The organism is Ktedonobacter sp. SOSP1-52 (assembly GCF_016587395.1).
Genome location: NZ_BNJH01000006.1, coordinates 317110 through 334067, shown reverse-complemented (window position 1 = coordinate 334067; position 16958 = coordinate 317110). Strand labels below are relative to the sequence as shown.

Sequence of the window (16958 nt, the reverse complement as noted above, 5' to 3'; positions counted from 1 at the left end):
CTAGAACTCTTCTCTATCTACAAACATGTAAATACCGCTGCCACTATGCGAGACAAACATAGACAAGAAAATCCGTCTTTCTTGCCCCTCACCATTTTCATATCCTTAGAAATGGATACTACATTTACACAGCGTATTATATATACGTCACGAGTTTGTGTAATCTCTCGCACAAATCCCCAAAAATCAAATTTCATCCTCTTTAATAACTTACCCAGCTTTGTCCTCCATCAAGTTATCTATGATATAAAATATAAAGGTAATATAATATCAAGCACCTATGTAATCAAAGCATCTTATTAACAATTATTAATACGGTCTTGTGTCTACGCTTCCATTTTTTAACAATTTAGTGCTTAAATACTTTAAACGCGAGGTATATTGTATCCAGAAAGCTCATACAAACTTGCATCACAAGCTCATTTTACAGAGCACTATTCCACAATAAAGAGAAGAGGAGAGGATGCAAGTTGCACCCTCTCCTCTTCTCTTTTGTCAAGCGCATGTGATTGAAGTTGTCACATACCCTCTTTGTGATACGAGCTTAGTATGCACTCGTGTTGGCGCAGGGGGAATCGCTGGACTTGTAAATCTTCAACCAGTCCTGAGGAGGAATCTGGTCCTGCGCGTTGTCCACGATACCCTGGACACAGGGCTTGAGGACATAGCTCAGGGTACGCTGATCGACAGGCATCCAGGCGACATCGTCCACCATCTGCTGCTCAACCTGGTTGTACTGAGAGATACGCTGAGCGCTGTTCTGATTGACATCGGCTTTCGCCATCAGATCCTGCATCTGCTTCTGTGTCGCAACGGTCTTGGAATTCCCCATACCATAGTTGAGTGAGTTATTGGATGAACCAGCGCCGAAGAGCAGGGTCGTCCAGTCCTCGGGGTCAGGATAGTCCGCGCCCCAGGCCGCGAACCACATCTGCAGTTTACCATTGCCTACAGTATTGGAGACATCATCCAGGCGCTTGTTGAAATCCTCATCGTTGATGGTGACCGTAACACCCAGAGTATCTTTCCACTGCTGCTGCGCGAAGGTGAAGAGATTCTTCCCCGACTGTGAACCACCACTGGCAACCGTTACTGTGATGGCGGGGAAGTTGGCGAGGGTATAATTCTCTTCCTGCATACCTTCCTGGAAGAGTTGCTTGGCCAGAGTCTTGTCGCCCTTGGTGCTGGTCACGCCAGCCGGACCCTTCAGGTCGGGATTGTAGCCAGGCATACCCTGAGGCACAATGTGGTTGGTCGCCAGACGCTGACCCTTGTAGATGCTCTTCTCGATGGCGCTCTTGTCAACGGCGAGCGCAAAGGCCTGGCGGATCTTGATATTGTTGAAGGGCTTGGCCAGGTAGTTCATCGCAAAGTAGTCGATGGTCAACTGAGGCACCTGGCGATACTGCTTGTTAGGCAGAGCACGCGCCTCATCCAGATTAGCTGTTGGCACACCAGCCTGGTCCAGCTGGTTGGTCTTGTAAGCTTTGTAGGCCGTCTGCGGGTCTTTGTAGAAGGCGTATACAACCTTCTTCAGCTGAGCCTTACCTGCCCAGTAGCTGTTATTGGGAACAAAGCTGACCTGTTTGCCGGAGGTGTACTTTTCCAGCTGGTAGGGACCAGAGCAGCCGCCCTCGCTCAAGTGTTTCAGGAAATCGGTATCACCATACTTCTGGACGAAGCTCTTCTCCACCACATAGGAGGTCGGGTAGGTCAACGCGTCGAGGAAGTACTGCGCATTCTGGGTGGTCACAATCTTGACGGTCGAGGGATCGGGGGCGAAGAGGCTATCGTTAATCAACGTGGGAACCTTGCCTGCAAAGCGCTTATCCGAGTCTTTCACCAGGCTCAAGTAGGCTGGGGCCACAGTCGACTTCAACTCAGGCTTAAGGGCGCGGTCAATGCTAAAGATCACGTCATCAGCAGTGATGGGGTTGCCATCGTTGAACTTAATACCAGGACGCAGCTTAAAGGTCCAGGTCAGACCATCGCTGGAGGTGCTCCAGTTCTGGGCCAGTTCGCCATAGACCTTCAGATTATCGTCGAGCTGGACAAGGCCAGTAAACATCAGGTCAATCGCGCTAATCGAGGGAGCGTCGGTCGAGAGCGCGGGATCGAGCGTCGCGAGATCTGATAGACCGCTCTCGGGGATGACATAGACCTGCTTGTCATCGGATAGCTTGCTACCAGTTGAGCCACTGCCTCCTGAATTACCACCACATGCCACGACAAGCACGGCGAGCAGGGTCAGAAGCAATGGCAAAAAGAGTATCCTACGTTTTTTGCCAGACTGCATTAAGTACATTCTCCTTAGAAACGCATACAAGGACCATGTTTTGCTGAGGTAGTGAAGAGTATTATCGCCGCTTAGACCATCTTTTCCGGCTATAAACCAGCTCACCACTGGACCCCTTCTCTACTACAAACAAGTAAATACCGCTGTCGTATGCAAAACAAACAAAGACAAGAAAATCTGTCTTTCTTGCCCTCACCTTTCCATATCCTTAGAAATGGATAATACGCTAACACAGCGTATTATATATACGCCACGAGTTTGTATAATCTCTCGCACAAATCCCCAAAAATCAAATTTCATTCTCTTTAATAACTTACCCAGCTTTGTCTTCCATCAAGTTATCTATAATATAAAATATAAAGGTAATATAATATCAAGTACCTATGCAATCAAACCATCTTATTAACAACTATTAATGTGTTATCAGATCTGCGCTTCCATTTTTTAACAATTTCATGCCTAAATACTTTAAATGCGAGCGACATTCTCGTCCAGAAAACTCATATAAATCTACATCACAAGCTCATTTTACAGAGCACTATTTCACGACAAAAGAGAAGAGGAGAGAATGCAATTTGCATCCTCTCCTCTTCTCTTTTGTCGTGCGCATGTGACTAGTTGTCACATACCTTCTTCGCTACACGAGATTAGTAAGCGCTCGTGTTGGCGCAGGAGGAATCGCTGGTCTTGTAGATGTTGGCCCAGTCACCAGGAGGAATCAGATCCTGCGCGTTGTCTACAATACCCTGGACACAGGGCTTGAGGACATAGCTTAGAGTACGCTGATCGACGGGCATCCAGGCGACGTCATCCACCATCTGCTGCTCAATCTGATTATACTGAGCAATACGCTGAGTGGCATTCTGGTTGACATCGGCTTTCAGCATCAGGTCCTGCATCTGCTTCTGAATCGCGACGGTCTTGGAAGTCCCCAGACCATAGTTGGGTGAGTTACTAGGCGAACCAGCACCAAAGAGCAGGGTCGTCCAGTCCTCGGGATCGGGATAGTCCGCACCCCAGGCAGCGAACCACATCTGCAGTTTGCCATTGCCTACGGTATTGGAGACATCATCCAGGCGCTTGTTAAAGTCCTCATCGTTGATGGTGACCGTGATACCCAGGGCATCTTTCCACTGCTGCTGCACGAACTCGGCGAGGTTCTTACCAGCGGATGAACCACTGGTAGCAAGCGTCAGCGTGACAGCGGGGAAGTTAGAAGTGGTGTAGCCCGCCTCCTGCATACCCTCCTGGAAGAGCTGCTTAGCCAAGGTCTTGTCGCCCTTGACGCTGGTCACGCCTGCCGGGCCCTTCAGGTCGGGGTTGTAGCCAGGCATACCCTGAGGCACAATGTGGTTGGTCGCCAAACGCGCACCCTTGTAGATGCTCTTTTCGATGGCACTCTTATCAACGGCCAGCGCAAAGGCCTGGCGGATCTTAATATTGTTGAAGGGCTTGGCCAGGTAGTTCATTGCGAAGTAGTCGATGGTCAACTGAGGCACCTGGCGGTACTGGTTGTTAGGCAGAGCACGCGCCTGATCCAGGTTGGCGGGTGGTACGTTGGCCAGGTCTAACTGGTTGGTCTGGAAGGCTTTGTAGGCCGTCTGTGGATCTTTGTAGAACGGGAGGACAACTTTCTTCAGCTGTGGTTTGCTACCCCAGTAGTTGGAGTTGGGTACAAAGCTGGCATATTTGCCAGAGTTATACTGGTCCAGTTTGAAGGGGCCAGAGCAACCACCCTCACCCAGGTGCTTCAGGAAAGCGGTGTCGCCATATTTCTGGACAAAGCTCTTCTCTACGACATACGAGGTCGAGTAGGTGAGCGCATCAAGGAAATACTGCGCGTTCTGGTTGGTGATGATCTTGACCGTCGAGGGATCGGGGGCGAAGAGGCTATCGTTAATCAGCGTGGGAACCTTGCCCGCGAAGCGCTTATCCGAGTCTTTCACCAGGCCCAGGTAGGAGGGGGCCACCGTTGACTTCAACTCAGGCTTGAGGGCGCGATCAATGCTGAAGATCACGTCATCAGCGGTGATGGGGTTGCCATCACTAAATTTAATACCAGGACGCAGTTTGAAGGTCCAGGTCCGGCCATCCTTGGAGGTGGTCCAGGACTGAGCCAGTTCGCCATAGACCTTCAGGTTATCATCAAGCTGGACCAGGCCAGTAAACATCAGGTCAATCGCGCTAATCGAGGGGGCGTCGGTCGAGAGCGCGGGATCAAGCGTCGCGAGATCTGATAGACCTGCCGTCTGTGAAGCATTCACATAGACCTGCTTGTCATCAGATAGCTTGCTACCAGTTGAGCCACTGCCTCCTGAATTGCCACCGCATGCCGCGACAAGCACGGCGAGCAGGGTCAGGAGCAATGGCAAAAAGAGTGTCACACGTTTTTTGCCAGATCGCATTGAGTACATTCTCCTTGAGACAGTATGCAATGACCACTTTGTGTTGAAATAGCAAAGATTGCTGCATATCATCGCTTAAATTAGCTTTTACGACCTTACGTCAGCCATATACCAGGAAAAACCTGGTACCTCTCTCTATTTCTTTGTTTGCTTGTTTGCAAATGCAACTGTTTCGATATTAGACCAAGAAAGGCGGGGAAAACCAAGCGTTCTTGTCCACACCTTTTTCATATCCTTAAAAAGGGGATACTCTAGTAAGATAGTATAGTATATATACGCCATGGGTTTGCATAATCTCTCACATAAAAAATATAAAAAATAAAACCCATACACTTTAATAGAATATCCTATCGCATTTTTTCATTATATTGTCTACAATAAGAAATAAAAAGATGCTCTATTATCTAGTAGCGATATAAGCAAACAGGCATATTTGCTACTATTTCTATGCATTGCTTGTTAGCTTTTCCCATTTGTAAGATATAATACATTTAAATGTCTCAAAGTAGTGGTGTGTTGTACACTGATGACTCGCTACTATGCGGGGTTTCAGCCAAAACTCGGTGAGGAGTGCCAGGTATGCCTCCACTTTTACGTCATTCGCTGCTCTACCAATTAGTAAGCGTCTATTTACTTTTTGTCATTGTAGTTCTCGTCGGGGGAGCAGGAATAAACACTGTTATTGAGCAACAACAGCGTGAAGCCGTTCAGGCTTCTGACCAGGCCCTGGCTCAAGAGATTGCGCTTGAGACAAATCTTCATTTACGCGATTCTGAAGTTTCACTGAGCACGCTTGGACACCTGGCTATGCAGGCCAGAACATCCCAGGCTATTATGCAACTCTTTCAGACTTACCAAACTGCGCGTAACGATGTAGACCATGTATACTGGCTTGATCCACTTGGCCTCATTCAAACTTCCTATCCACAATTGAAATCCAGTATGGCGGTCGAATTTTCGCCACCAGATGTAGTTCCACGCGTACGTAATACAGCCAATCCTGTCATAGAGGTAGGCATCGCCGTCGAAACAACCTTTAACGCGGGCGTCATCATTGCTGCCCCCATACATGATAACCATGGCACGCTTGTAGGCATCATTGCCGCCAGCCTCTCACTCTTCGAGTTGAGCGAGCCTTTGCAAGCTGTCGTTAAAGCGCAACAGCTCCAGCAACATCAACTCCAGATTAGCATTATCGACGCCCGCGGCGAGCTGGTAGCGACTCCCGATCACTCGCGTCTCCTGCAAACTGTCCTTGATGAACTGCCAGGCGCGGACCTGGCCCTACAGCATCAAGGGAACTCCCAACTTGGAACAGGGCTTGATGGGCAGAGCTGGCTCTTTAGCTCAGTCCCAGTTTCCGATATTGGCTGGGCGGTGGTCGTCCAGCGTCCAGCCTCTGAAGCTCTCCACGTCGTGACTCAACTGCATCTCTGGCTTCTTACCATCGCGCTCATCTTCACTATCGGCGGCCTGCTCTTCTGGCTCCTGTTACATGGGCGCGTTATTCGTCCTCTACATACCCTGGCGATACAACACCAGGCTCTACCCTCCTCGGAACAATCTATCCCATCGCATGCCACCCAACTCGCCAGGCGCGCGGACGAAGTTGGCTACCTGGCACGCTCACTCATCCGCCTGGAGCGCGATGGCCTGGCCAAGCTGGGCGAACTCCAGACACTGCTTGAGACCTCAAGCGTCGTCGTGGGCTCCTTAGAACCGCAGGCGGTGGTAGGGAAAATTATTCGCGAGGTTCGCCGCCTGGTAGATGTACAGGCCGCTGCGGTACTGCTGCCAGACGAGCAAGGAGTCTTACATGTACTGGTAAGCGATGGGCATAACCGGCGCTATAATGATATCCTCTCCCTGGCACCCGAAAATGTGAGCTCCTCAGCCGTCCTGGCCCTCCACTCTGGCCGACCTGTGCAAAAGTTGCTCAGCGCAGAGCCAGCGCCTTCGCTCTCATATGACGAGGGCTTCCGCTCGGTGCTGGCGGTCCCCATTATCAGCCGCCATGCAGGTGGCGTGGTCCTGCTGGTCCATCGCACTCAACCCCAGCCCTTTAACCAGAATGAGATCGATCTTCTCCTGACATTCGCCAACTACGCCACCCTGGCCTGGGAGCACGCCGTTCTCTATGAGCGCAGTGACGAACGGCTACGTGAGGTAGCGCGTGAGAACGCCCAGCTCTATCAGCAGGCTTCGGAGGAGAAACAGAAGCTAGAGGCAATTATGGAGAGCATGAGCGATGGCCTGGTGCTGACAGGTATCGATGGAACCGTGCTCTACGCCAACCCGGGCGCCAGCTCTATCACCGGCTTGCCCATTACAGAGCTTGAACGTCATCCTATACAGGTCCTCTACGAGGCGCTTTCCCGATCAGCTATGGAGCCAGAGGAGTGTGCGCGAAATATGCTCCAGGCCACTTCCGCCGAAAAGCCTGAACTCCTCATTGAGCTTGAGCGACACACACAACGCCAGGTCATCCACCTGCGTTTCTTTGATGTGGGTGACGAGGCAGGGCGAATTATCGGACGGGGCCTGCTGCTACGTGATGTAACTCGCGAGCGTGAGATAGATGAGTTTAAGACAACCCTTCTGGGCGCGGTAGGGCATGAATTGCGCACGCCTCTGGCGGCCATCAAAGGCTACGCCTCTACCCTCCTGCAGAAAGACGTTACCTGGCCCATTGAAGACCAGCGCCACTTCCTGCAAACCATCAGTACCAAGGCCGACTACATGGCACAGCTTGTAAGCAACCTGCTGGATCTCTCCCGTCAGGAGGCAGGACTCCTACTACTCAAGCGCGCTCCGGCAAGGCTACAGGAAATAGTCACACATACTATCGCGGAGACCGAGCATCCAGGTGTGACGGTAACCACGCGTATCCCTGACGACCTGCCTCTCGTAGATATCGATAGTGGACGCATAGAGGTTGTGTTGCACAACCTCGTCATGAATGCCCTGGCCTATGGTGAGGGCAAGATACATATCTCAGCAAAGCTACAGGAAAAGGCGGTCATTGTCGCAGTCACAGACAACGGCCCTGGCATCGCGCCGACCGAGTTACCACATGTATTTGAACGTTTCTACCGCGCCCAACATGGTCGGCAACGCCATTCAGGAGGTACCGGGCTCGGCCTAGCTATCTGCAAAGCCTTTATCGAAGCTCATGGAACATCTATCTGGGCCGAAAGCGCTGAACAGGGAACAACGATCTCGTTCACCCTTCCGGCGAGAGAAGGCCCACATAAGTAGCACAGGATCTACAATTATTAATGTATCTAAATAAAGGGGAAAACCTATGCCAGCAACCCTAAAACGTATTCTGCTTGCCGAGGATGAGGAGGCGCTACGAGACTTTGTGAGCCGCAATCTGCGCGCGCGTGGCTTTGAGGTCCTGGAAGCCAGCAATGGTCTTGAAGCCATGGCCTTGTGGCAACAGGAAGCCCCCCACCTGCTTATTCTGGACGTCATGATGCCGCGTATGGATGGACTGGAGGTCTGCCAGCGCGTGCGCCAAAGCTCTACCGTACCTATCATCATTCTCACTGCGCTGGATTCAGAGCGCGACAAAGTGGCGACGCTCGACCTGGGCGCGGATGACTATCTAACCAAGCCCTTTGGAGTGGAGGAGCTTCTAGCCCGCGTACGTGCTGCCTTGCGCCGCACAAATTGGGAAGAGACAGGATCACTGCCAGCCGTCAGCAGCGCAAAACACTTTGGCGAGCTTGAGGTCGACCTGGCGGGACATGTCGTACGCTTGCGGGGTGAAGAGGTTCGCCTCTCGCCAACCGAGTTCGCGCTGCTGAAGCAACTGATCACCAACGCAGGCAAAGTACTTACGCATCGCATGCTCCTCCAGAGTATCTGGGGGCCAGAATATGGCGATGAGGCCGAGTATTTACGCGTATACATCAATCGCTTACGCCACAAGCTGGAGTCCGACTCGGCCAATCCGCGCTACCTCCTCACCGAGCCTGGCGTCGGCTATCGCTTCGTCACTCCTACCAGCAAATAAAGAGCGCGGTGACCGTCAGCAAGCATTTCTGCCCCTCAAGAAATCCATGCAAGCATGGCCCCTACAAATTATTGGTGCTCGCCAGGTTGTAGGGGCCATGCTTGCATAACTCACCTGCCCAGTGAAGGACGATCCAGTCGAAATGGCTGAAGAGCAGAGGGAAGGAACCCGCCCATTGCCGCAGTGGCTAAGAGTTGCCCGAAACGGAGACCGAATGGCATCCCATGGCCAGTAAAACCGCCAACGAAGAAGACCTGTGGAAATGTTGGCGCGACATCAACAATCGGATGCATATCCTGCGTGCATCCCAGGATTCCTGCCCAACGTTGTACCACACGCAGTTGAGGGGCAAGCAATGGGAAGATCCGTGGCAACACCTGCTCAATCGCCTTTTGTACCGGGATTGTTGGCATACTTTCCCAAATACCAACCCCTGCGTTTGGGGCAACAGACCCGCACCCTCCAATCAGAATATTGCCAGAAGGAGTTTGCTGCATATATTCTCCCGTGTTCATGTGGACAGTGAGTGCCATCGAAAAAATGGGATCAAGCGTCTCATAGGCTTGCATCTGCTCAAGAACCGGGACAATAACATTCGCCAGTTCTGGCAATAAGGTACTCGTCCAGGCATTGATTGCAACAATAACCCTTTGTGCAACCAGGCTCCCCTGCGAAGTTCGCAGGCGGATATGTGCTCCATCCTGTTCGATCTTATGAACTTCTGCCTGATAGGCTTTTGCGCTATGGCGCAACGCTGCCTGGACCAGGCCCTGCACGAGCCGCGCAGAGTGGAGGAGGCCCTGTTCTGGCAGAAAACGCCCACTAAGGATCTCGGGAGCAAGTGGTGTGTTGATCATCGCCTGCACCTGTGCTCGCTCAAGCCACTCTGCGGAAAATCCTTCTGCTCGTAATAGGTCCACTTCCTGGCGTTGTTCCTCACTCTGGGCTTCAGTTAGAGCCAACTGGAGCGCACCCGGCTCCCGGTAGTCACACGCGATCTCTTCCTCCTGTAGCACCTGGCGAAGCAAGACGCGATTTTCATAGGTGATGTCCATCACGGCACGAGCGGTTTGCTGTCCAAGACGAGCAATGGCTTCAGGATAAGACCCGGCAGTACCTGCTCGAACAAACCCACCATTGCGCCCTGTCGCGCCATCCGCAAGTGCTGTGCGCTCGAGCAGGACAACATGAACGCCTGCTCGTGCTAACCAATAACAAGTTGCAGCGCCTAAGAGCCCTCCACCAACAATGGCGACATCTGCCACTGGCGGCAGATCAGTGGGGAGAGAGAAGCGCGAAGAAGTACGTTGCCAATAGGAGACGGATTCTGGGACCATTACATATATCCTTTCACTTTTTACAAGAACAGGTAAGCGATCAAATTTCAGAGCTGTTCTCCTTTGCTGCCAGAACGCGAAACCTGCACTCAGTATAGCAACAATCCCTGACAAAAAGTGTCAAGGACCGATCACCTTCGATGGTTGTCAAGTACAATTTGGCTGGTTTGTCTTCTTCGTTCAAGAGACGTACATCCAGTGGAGTATGATCCAAAAAATTTACGAGCAGGGAGCCAGCCGCGTGGCTGGCTCCCTGCTCGTAGGGGATAAGGTTTACGTATATTGATACATATACAGGGGAAATGACGTTTAGCTGTTGGCTTTGTCGGTGAACTCGTTGGTGTAGGTCTTGCTCAGATCAATCGTCTTGCTTTTAACGGCAGGCTTGGTCTGATTCTCTACGCTGAGCACCGACTCGGGACCACCCTGGGGCATTTTGCCGTCAGGACTGTAAATCGCGTACTGATTCTTCAGGGCCGTGATATAGAGAGCCTTGTCGCCAGCATAGTAATCGGCGGGCATCTGCGCAGCGATCTCTTCCGGGGTATGCGTGTGAATCCACTTCATGGTCTTCACGTATGCGTTGACCAGCTTCTGGACGGTATCCTTGTGGCTGCTAACATACTCGTTCTTCATGAAGACACAGATGAAGGGGTAAGTGCCACCCAGGGCAGCCGAGGTCGACTCAGGTGTGCGCAGGTCCACCAGGACGTTACCAATGCCCTTGGTAGTCAGACGCGTGATGGTCGGCTCGGTGGTCATACCAGCATCGATACGCCCCTGCTGCATCGCCGCAATAAAGGTATCGCCAGCGCCCACAGGAATGAAATGGACCTGGTCCTGCGAGATACCAGCCTTGGCCAGCAGCGCAATCGTCAGGTTCTGTGTACCCGAACCCAGCTCGGTCACGCCCAGGTTCTTGCCTTTGAGATCGGCGATGGTCTTGATCTGACCCGCCTCTTTAGCAGAGACAACCTCGGCCTCGCCAGGAGCAACATCGAGCTGCACTACGCTCTCCATGCCCTTGCCAGCGGCCTGGAGATCAATGGTATGATCATACGAACCCGAACCAGCGTCTACCTGGCCCGCGAGCACCTGGTTCTCGGAAGACTGGCCGGACGCCTCGTCGATCAGGGTCACATCCAGACCAGCTTGATCAAAATACCCCAGGCGCTTGGCAAGCATGTTTGGCAAATAAATCTGCTTACTCAGGCCACCAACCATGATTGAGATATGCGTCTTGCCCCCGCCGCTGCTACTACCGCTATCACCGCCACAGGCGCTGAGAACGAGAGCCAGGGTCATGCTCAGCATTAAGCTGACCCAGACGCTGCGCTTCCATGTTTTCATAGGGTTTCTCCTCTTTCATCTTTGATAAATATACGTGCAAAGATAGCGCTCCTTTGCGCATCTTAACGTATGCACCTCATACATCACGGCTTACTTCTTCTCCGAAAACCCTGAGCGCAAAGCGCTAGTCACGCCAGTGACGTTAGGTTTCGGAATAAGATCTTAGATGGTGACATCCTTCACCGTGTTTGGTCGCCAGGTAATCAAGCGATTCTCTAGCGCGGTCACCAGGAACTCCATGATCAGGGCTACAGCCGCGAGAATCGCCATTGCCGCGAAGACACCGTTGGCGTTAAAGTTCGCCTGCGCGGACTCGATCATCAGGCCCAGGCCCTCAGTCGAACCGATAAACTCACCAACTACGGCACCTACCAACGCGAAGCTGAAACTGGTATGTAAGCTGGCAATAATCCAGGTCAGCGCCGAAGGAATAATGACCTCGGTCGAGACCTTCCGGCTGCTCGCACCGAGCAGACGAGCGTTCGCGATCAGGTTACGATCTACCTCACGTACGCCCTGGAAGGCATTGAAGAAGACAATAAAGAAGACGAGCACGACGGCAAGGGCAATCTTGGACTGAATGCCCAGGCCCAGGCCGATGGCGAAGATAGAGCCAAGCACAACGCGCGGAATGGCGTTGGCAGCCTTAATATAGGGGCTGAGAATATCGGCCAGGAAGTAGTTGCGCCCTAAGACAACGCCGGAGATAACTCCCAGGACAACGCCAATCACAAAGCCAATGAAGGTCTCCTCAAGCGTGGCACCAATCTGAACCCACAATGGCCCCTGCGCGGTCCCCTGAGTTACCCAGGTGACGAGCTGTGCCCAGATACCCGAGGGCTGTCCCCAGAAGAAGGGATCAATAATATTCAGGCGCGAGAGCAGCTCCCAGCCACCGACAAGCACAACCAACAAGCCAATGCGCAGGGTGTTAACGATGATGCGCTGACGAGTTCTGGCCTGACGTGCTTTCGTCACAATGCTGGCCTCAGCCTCATTTACTGCCATCTCAGGCTTTCTGCTTATTTCTTTCATAGCTAATGACCACCTCGTTGCGAAGAGCTTCCCAGATTTCTTGATACAGATGGACAAAATGCGGATCAAAACGGATCTCCGTCAGGTTGCGCGGGCGTGGCAGGTCTATGTTATAGATACCTTTGACAGTTGCGGGGCCGGCGGTCAGCACACAGACCTTGTCGGCCAGGGAGATGGCCTCTTCCAGGTCGTGAGTAACAAAAACGACAGAGGCCGAGGTGGCAGACCAGAGGTTTAGTAGCTCATCCTCCATCAGGATGCGCGTCTGTACATCCAGGGCGCTGAATGGCTCATCCATCAAAATAATCTGTGGCTCGTTAATAAGGGTCTGGGCCAGGGCTACGCGTTTACGCATGCCGCCTGAAAGCTGATGGGGATAGCGGTCCTCAAAACCAGAGAGGCCAACGCGGGCGATCCAGTCGCGCGCGCGTTCAAAGGCCTCGGCCTTGGGAACACCACGGAAGAGAGGGCCAGTCGCGACATTGCGCAACACATTTTTCCATGGGAAGACCGCGTCCGACTGGAAAACATAGCCGATACGAGGGTCGATGCCCTGGACGGGATTGCCCATCACCTCGACCCCGCCAATGCTTGGCTTCTCCAGGCCAGAGATCAGACCCAGGGTCGTCGATTTACCGCAACCAGTGGGACCAACAACGGCACAGAACTCACCGGGCTTTACACTGAGGGAGAGGTCGCGTAAAGCGGTATATGCCTGGCCATTTGGCGTCTGAAAGCGCTTGGTCACATTGCGCAATTCAATGGCAGGCGTCCCCAGACCCGACTCAGATTGCAGAGTAGTTGATGTGTTTGTCATAGAGAGAGTAATTTTACCCAACCCCTTTCTTGAATGGTCTGCTGGCACCACCTCGTGCTACCAGTTCAAGTCGTTCTTTTATATGAGCACAATTGCTTTTGAGCTAACGGGTTGTGGTTGTGTACACAGCGTACAGGCACGCCTGCCTTCGTTGATGATAAGCTATCCTCTACGCCTGTGCTGGTAAGCATAGCCAGGAAGGCATAAACAACGCATAAACGCGGCCCCCACCGGCATAAACAATGTATAAACACACTGCCGCCGATGGAGACCGCGTTCTATAAATAGCCTTCCCTGGTGATGACCCTTCTAGACTGTCCCAAGCATAGCGTGGAAACGCTGCACGCATTGATCGCAGATAAAAGTATTGGGCGAACTGCCTTCAGCGATACCGATCTCAGCTGGGAAGAGATGAGCAATCTGGGAACCGCTACGCCCACAGAAGGAGCATGTCTGCTGAGCGGTAGGCGATGTGAGCGCGGTGCGCGCCTGCAAGAGACTGATACCTAACGAGCGGAGCAGACCCGCGCCAATCCCCTCACCTTCGTTCATCAAGCCCAGCAAAAGATGGGTCGGGCGTATGCTCTTCTCGCCCTGATTCTTCATCTCTTCCCCTGCCAGAATAATGACCTGTTTGGCACGAGGAGTCAGCAATGTGAGCGCGTCCGCGGATACATTCGTAGCGAGTGGTTCTCCAGGAGCTAGTTGACCGTGTTGTGCCTGGCGATCAAAAATAAAAACGATACCGGCATGAATACGTTGAGGTGTGATACCCAGCGGCGTAAGAAATGAAGCCAGGCTGCCCTCGCTCGCCAGGCCCCACAGCAGATGTTCTGTGCCTATCCACCAGTGAGAGAGAGTAAGCATCTCTTCGCGGGCGAGATCAAGCACGCGCTTGCTCTCCGCTGTCATGGATCTGGCGAATGCATCAAATGGCGATTCTTGTTCTTGCATAGTATCCCTGGTCCTTTCCCTTGTCTCGACCTGTGCCGCACGCCTCAGCGCTCGCAGTTGCAACACGCGAATATGGCCCGCGTTGGTTCCCAGTGCCTCGGCGATCTCAGCAGCGCTATATCCCTGAAGATAGTGCAAGGTTAAAATGCTGCGATCACGTTCTGACAACAAGCTGAGAAGGTGCTGCACACGCATTTCAGTCTGCTGGTCGATAAAATTCGTGTTCTCACGAAAAAGAGACTGTGCCTCCAGATCACTCAAAGAACGCATTTCGTATGGGCTCTGCGTCTGCCAATAGTCAACAATTGTTGTTCGGGCCGTTGCATAGAGCCAGCCACGAGCACTTTCAAGGCTCTGATCCTCCTTGAGCCAGCGTAGTGCTTTGAGAAAGACCGTGCTAGCCAGGTCCTCGGCCAGGGTATGATCGCCAACTTTACTGTAGATAGAGCGTTGCAGATCGGCAGCATACAAACGGTAAATTTCTGCCAAACGGTTCAAGCGCTCCTGGCGACGCGCGTAGTTTGAGGGCTGCATAACGCTTGCCATAATTCCTTTCTGAAGGCTTTCAGTTTTCCATTGTGATATACAGGTGAGCGTTACACCTGAGTATTGGGAGCGTTTAATTGAGCAAGTGTGAACAATTTCAAAAAAACAGTGCTACGTTTTGGCGCTCTATGCGATTTATATTTATAGAGAGTACTCTCAAGCCACAAATGCAATTATCTTATTCCTGGCAAAGGCTGCTATTCTGGCGGCAGATTCAGGGACAGGAGGTCCTACGTTTATGCCTATTTATTTTTATACGGCTCACGAAGAACCATATGGCTGCTTCTCCAATTTCTCTCGGCACGGCATCGACCTGGATGGCACCTGGTGGCCAACCGTAGAGCACTACTTCCAGGCTCAGAAGTTCGCAGGTACGCCCTACGCTAATAAAATTCGCACCGCCTTTACACCCAAGCAGGCCGCCGACCTGGGGCGCAGTCGCCAACATCCCCTGCGCCCCGATTGGGAACAGGTGAAGGATGAAATTATGCTTAAAGCGGTTCGTCGCAAGTTCGAGTTACACACTCATCTGCGCAAACTTCTCCTCGCAACTGGGGCAGAAGAATTGATCGAGAACGCTCCCAGCGATTATTATTGGGGGTGTGGCAGCGATGGCAGCGGACAGAACAAGCTGGGACAAATTCTGATGCGGGTACGGATGGAGCTAAGCTCCTTACCCTCCCTAACATAGACTATTAACTATAAGCTTCAGGAGATGAGCAATAGCTGGCTTTTACGCAAACCAGCTATTACCAAATTGGCAAAAATGACCTTGATTTTTAGCCACAAATATGTTATTATTTAATACGTCACTTGCGAAGAGCCACAAATTTGTGGCTCTTTTTCTTTTCCCTCAACATATACGAGTATTACTCGGTGCTTCCCACAACTATTCTCGCTCCTCTTCGCCTTCTCCAATTGGCTTCAGCAAGGGATTACAATAATATTGGAATTCCATGACAATTAGAAGGAAAGGAACACATCGCCATGTTCGCCCCACTCGTGTTGATGCCTGTTGGAATAGTTCTCCTTCTTATAATAAGCGGCTTCTTTTATGCCTCAAAGTTTTCCTTGCTGAATGCGCCCGCGACATTCAACTATGAAGTCGCGAGTCAAGGTAGCCCAACTACGCGACTGATTCAATGGGAACTACAACATCCTGGAACCACACATCTCGGTTCCATGCTTGGCATAATACTCTCAACCCTGGCATTAGGCTGGCTTTGGGGTAGCTTCACCTTCCATGTTGCAGGTCTCTTTAACCTCATCGTCATGCCTGTGTGGTACATAATATTCACGGTCTTGAGTTTTATACTGCTATTTTTTATTTACATGTTTCTCGGTGATATTATTCCTAAGTCGTATGCCCTGCTACGCAGCGAGCAAACGATCTGGTTTATCGCCCGCCCATTTCACTGGTACCTTACACTGATGCAGCCTGTAAGCAAAAGTATACGTCGCTTTGGCGAGCTATTCACCCGCTGGCCAACTGATCAGGAGGTCGTTGAGGCACTGCAACAGTTGCCAGCTGGTTCTTCTGCTGCGCATGTAGTACGCGAACCATACCAGCGCCACCAGAGAGAGGCCTTTGTCCTCAAAGAAGATCAGCTTATCTATCATCTCCTCACCTTGAGGTATAAGACGCTGCGCCATGTTATGCGCCATCGCGATGAAATCGCTGCGCTCCCCTTAATAAGTTCTTTTGAGGAGGTTAAAGAGGCCTTTCTGCACTTCAACTATACACGCATAGTCATCTATGAAGAGACGCTGGACACAGTCATAGGTGTACTCCATCTCCAGGACTTCTACCACTGGATGTGCCACGCACAACCCAATCAACCCTTCTCCTTGCTCTCACTTATTCAACCAATTCCTCAATTGAGGCAGAAAATGCATGTGATCAATGCTCTGAGCCTGCTGGAATCTCCCTCAGATCGACCAGTACAACTCGCGATTGTTCAGGACAACTATGGCCTGACCTGCGGACTCCTCACGCTTGCAGACATCTGCAACGCAATTATCACGGTACGCTAGTTCTCGGCTCTATCTTCTCCCTACCTCGGCTCGCAAGCTCGCCTCTGGGTAAGGGATGTGGTAGCTGGTTGGCCGGCGGAGCCGGCCAACCAGCTACCACATCCCTTACCCAGAGCGCCGCAAGCGCGAAGGTTTCTCGAAAAGGTTCTGGATGCAAGTAATA

At 51.9% G+C, this 16958-nt stretch carries 11 protein-coding genes; 4 read left to right on the top strand and 7 right to left on the bottom strand.

Going from position 1 to position 16958, the window contains the following annotated elements:
* Positions 1-544: 544 nt before the first annotated feature.
* Complete coding sequence (locus JMJ16_RS46580; protein WP_201392757.1) at positions 545-2296, bottom strand: ABC transporter substrate-binding protein; 1752 nt, start codon at positions 2294-2296, stop codon at positions 545-547.
* Positions 2297-2943: 647 nt separating this feature from the next.
* A complete protein-coding gene (locus JMJ16_RS46575; protein ID WP_201392755.1) occupies positions 2944-4701 on the bottom strand; it encodes an ABC transporter substrate-binding protein in 1758 nt (585 codons plus the stop codon).
* Between the two features lie 579 nt (positions 4702-5280).
* On the opposite strand from JMJ16_RS46575, the gene JMJ16_RS46570 reads away from it, so the two are divergent.
* Entirely contained in the window at positions 5281-7959 is a 2679-nt protein-coding gene (locus JMJ16_RS46570; protein ID WP_201392753.1) for an ATP-binding protein, read from the top strand.
* A gap of 46 nt (positions 7960-8005) precedes the next feature.
* On the top strand, positions 8006-8722 hold the full coding sequence (locus JMJ16_RS46565; RefSeq protein ID WP_201392751.1) for a response regulator transcription factor: 717 nt from the start codon (positions 8006-8008) through the stop codon (positions 8720-8722).
* A gap of 110 nt (positions 8723-8832) precedes the next feature.
* Here the strand turns inward: JMJ16_RS46565 and JMJ16_RS46560 are convergent, their stop codons facing one another.
* The 5 genes from JMJ16_RS46560 to JMJ16_RS46540 all read right to left on the bottom strand — a co-directional run bounded on the left by JMJ16_RS46560 (position 8833) and on the right by JMJ16_RS46540 (position 14761).
* Positions 8833-10059, bottom strand: a complete 1227-nt coding sequence (locus tag JMJ16_RS46560) for an FAD-binding oxidoreductase (RefSeq protein ID WP_201392749.1) — start codon at positions 10057-10059, stop codon at positions 8833-8835.
* A 309-nt stretch (positions 10060-10368) separates the two neighbouring features.
* Positions 10369-11409, bottom strand: a complete 1041-nt coding sequence (locus JMJ16_RS46555; RefSeq protein ID WP_201392747.1) for an ABC transporter substrate-binding protein — start codon at positions 11407-11409, stop codon at positions 10369-10371.
* Between the two features lie 162 nt (positions 11410-11571).
* Entirely contained in the window at positions 11572-12417 is an 846-nt protein-coding gene (locus JMJ16_RS46550) for an ABC transporter permease (protein ID WP_236602027.1), read from the bottom strand.
* A 1-nt stretch (position 12418) separates the two neighbouring features.
* Positions 12419-13261: an ABC transporter ATP-binding protein gene (locus tag JMJ16_RS46545; protein WP_201392743.1), complete on the bottom strand. Its 843-nt coding sequence runs from the start codon at positions 13259-13261 to the stop codon at positions 12419-12421.
* Between the two features lie 309 nt (positions 13262-13570).
* Positions 13571-14761 carry a sigma-70 family RNA polymerase sigma factor gene (locus JMJ16_RS46540; protein ID WP_201392741.1) on the bottom strand — a complete coding sequence of 397 codons (1191 nt, stop codon included), beginning with the start codon at positions 14759-14761 and terminating at the stop codon, positions 13571-13573.
* A 238-nt stretch (positions 14762-14999) separates the two neighbouring features.
* Here JMJ16_RS46540 and JMJ16_RS46535 point away from each other — a divergent pair, with 238 nt between their 5' ends.
* Entirely contained in the window at positions 15000-15452 is a 453-nt protein-coding gene (locus JMJ16_RS46535) for an NADAR family protein (protein WP_201392739.1), read from the top strand.
* Between the two features lie 296 nt (positions 15453-15748).
* Positions 15749-16795 carry a CNNM domain-containing protein gene (locus tag JMJ16_RS46530; RefSeq protein ID WP_201392737.1) on the top strand — a complete coding sequence of 349 codons (1047 nt, stop codon included), beginning with the start codon at positions 15749-15751 and terminating at the stop codon, positions 16793-16795.
* The last annotated feature ends 163 nt before the right edge of the window (positions 16796-16958 follow it).